1 rRNA gene is annotated in these 2,936 nt (G+C 64.3%); it reads left to right on the plus strand.

Annotated features, from left to right (window positions below):
• Positions 1 to 11 precede the first annotated feature (11 nt).
• Positions 12 to 2,936: ribosomal RNA gene (locus ACESSC_RS09705) — 23S ribosomal RNA — on the plus strand; the annotation flags it as partial.

Raw genomic sequence — 2,936 nt, forward strand, 5'->3', positions numbered from 1 at the left:
GCGATGCGGTCCCGCAAGATACCACGGGCGCACGGCGGATGCCTTGGCACAGGGAGCCGATGAAGGACGCGGCAAGCTGCGATAATCCCCGGCGAGGAGCACACATCCTTCGACCCGGGGGTCTCCGAATGGGCGAACCCATCCGTAGCAGTACGGATATCCCGACCCCGAACACATAGGGGCCGGGAGGACAACCCGGGGAACTGAAACATCTAAGTACCCGGAGGAGAGGAAATCAATCTCGAGACTCCCCGAGTAGCGGCGAGCGAAAGGGGACCGATGGCCAAACCGTCGAGCGGGCATACCCGGCAGGGGTTCCGCCGACGGGGTTGCAGGGCCGCGCATCCGGGGGCTGCCGCCCCCGGGCGCAGGTCCGGCTGGGGAGCGGAACGGCATGGGAGGGCCGGCCGCAGCGGGTGACAGCCCCGTACGCGAACCCAGACCGGACGGCGCGACGCGGTCCCTGAGTAGGGCCGGGCACGTGAAACCCGGTCCGAACCTGGGTGGACCACCATCCAAGCCTGAGTACTACCCTGTGACCGATAGCGCACCAGTACCGTGAGGGAAAGGTGAAAAGCACCCCGGGAGGGGAGTGAAACAGTACCTGAAACCGTGCGCCCACGAGCAGTCGGAGCACCCTTTAAGGGTGTGACGGCGTGCCTTTTGTAGAATGAGCCAGCGAGTCGCTGGCGCGGGGCGAGGTTAACCGAAAGGGAGCCGGAGCGAAAGCGAGCCTTAACAGGGCGACTTGAGTCCCGCGCCGCGGACGCGAAGCCGGGTGAGCTATCCGTGGGCAGGCTGAAGCGGGGGTAAGACCCCGTGGAGGGCCGAACGCACGTCGGTTGAAAACGGCGGCGATGACCTGCGGATAGGGGTGAAAGGCCAATCAAACCCGGAGATATCTCGTTCTCCCCGAAATAGCTTTAGGGCTAGCGTCGCGCGTTCACCGCCGGAGGTAGAGCACCGGATGGACGAGGGGGCTTCGCCGCCTACCGAATCCAACCGAACTCCGAATGCCGGCGGCCCAGAGCGCGGCAGTCAGAGCATGTGGGCTAAGCTGTGTGCTCGAGAGGGAAACAGCCCGGACCGCCCGCTAAGGTCCCCAAGTTCCAGCCGAGTGGCAAAGGATGTGCGTCCGCCCAGACAACCAGGATGTTGGCTTAGAAGCAGCCATCCATTCAAAGAGTGCGTAACAGCTCACTGGTCGAGTGGACATGCGCCGACAATACACGGGGCTAAGCTGGACACCGAAGCGGCGGGATTTTGATTTTCAGAATCGGTAGGGGAGCTTCCCATGGGCGGGGAAGCCGCCGGGCGACCGGCGGTGGAGCGCATGGGAGTGAGAATGCTGGCATGAGTAGCGAGAGACGAGAGAGTAACTCGTCCGCCGTGAACCCGAGGTTTCCTGGGCAAGGCTAATCCTCCCAGGGTCAGTCGGGGGCTAAGGCGAGGCCGGGAGGCGTAGCCGACGCGCAGCAGGCAGACATTCCTGCACCGCGCACGCGGCGCTACGACCGACGGGGCGACGGATGGGGGTGGCTCGGCGGGGTTCTGGACGTCCCCGTGATGGAGCGCGGCCCGCGGACCAGGGAAATCCGGTCCGCACGAGGGCGAGGCTCCGGACGAAGCACTTAAGCGAAGCGAGTGAGCCCGAGGTCCCTAGAAAAACCCCTAGGCAGGCGCGTGCGCGCCCGTACCGCAAACCGACACAGGTGGGTGGGTAGAACATACCGAGGCGATCGGGTCAACCATGGTCAAGGAACTCGGCACAATGGCCCCGTAACTTCGGGAGAAGGGGTGCCCGCGCGTACGTGAACCGGCTCGCCCGGGGAGCGGAGGCGGGCCGCAGTGGAGAGGCCCAAGCGACTGTTTACCAAAAACACAGGACTCTGCAGAAGCCGCAAGGCGACGTATAGGGTCTGACGCCTGCCCGGTGCCGGAAGGTCACGCGGAGGAGTTAGCCGCAAGGCGAAGCCCCGAAGCCAAGCCCCGGTAAACGGCGGCCGTAACTATAACGGTCCTAAGGTAGCGAAATTCCTTGTCGGGTAAGTTCCGACCTGCACGAAAGGCGCAACGACTTGGGCGCTGTCTCGACCATGGACCCGGTGAAATTGCACTGGTCGTGAAGATGCGACTTACCCGCGGAAGGACGGAAAGACCCCGTGAACCTTCACTGCAGCTTGGCATTGGCCGCTGGTCCCGCGTGTAGAGGATAGGCAGGAGGCATCGATCCGGAGGCGCCAGCCCCCGGGGAGCCGCCCTTGGAATACTGCCCTCGCGCGACCGGCGTCCTAACCCGAGGCCGTCAACCGGCTCGGGGACCGTGCCAGGCGGGCAGTTTGACTGGGGCGGTCGCCTCCTAAAGGGTAACGGAGGCGCGCGAAGGTCCGCTCGGGACGGTCGGCAACCGTCCTTTTGAATGCAAGAGTACAAGCGGGCTTGACTGCGAGGCCCACAAGCCGAGCAGGTGCGAAAGCAGGCTCTAGTGATCCGGCGGCCCCGAGTGGGTGGGCCGTCGCTCAACGGATAAAAGGTACTCCGGGGATAACAGGCTGATCTTGCCCAAGAGTCCACATCGACGGCAAGGTTTGGCACCTCGATGTCGGCTCATCGCATCCTGGGGCTGGAGCAGGTCCCAAGGGTACGGCTGTTCGCCGTTTAAAGCGGTACGCGAGCTGGGTTCAGAACGTCGTGAGACAGTTCGGTCCCTATCCTCCGTGGGCGCAGGAGAATCGATGGAGGCTGCCCCCAGTACGAGAGGACCGGGGTGGACGCACCTCCGGTGAACCGGTTGTCGACCAACGGCACGGCCGGGTAGCCGCGTGCGGCGCGGATAACCGCTGAAGGCATCTAAGCGGGAAGCCGTTCCAGGGATTAGTTCTCCTTCCGGTAAGGGCCCAGGTAGACTACCTGGTCGATAGACGGCAGGTGCAAGG

Origin of the sequence: Collinsella aerofaciens (genome assembly GCF_964243765.1) — a bacterium.
GTDB lineage: Bacteria > Actinomycetota > Coriobacteriia > Coriobacteriales > Coriobacteriaceae > Collinsella > Collinsella aerofaciens_BU.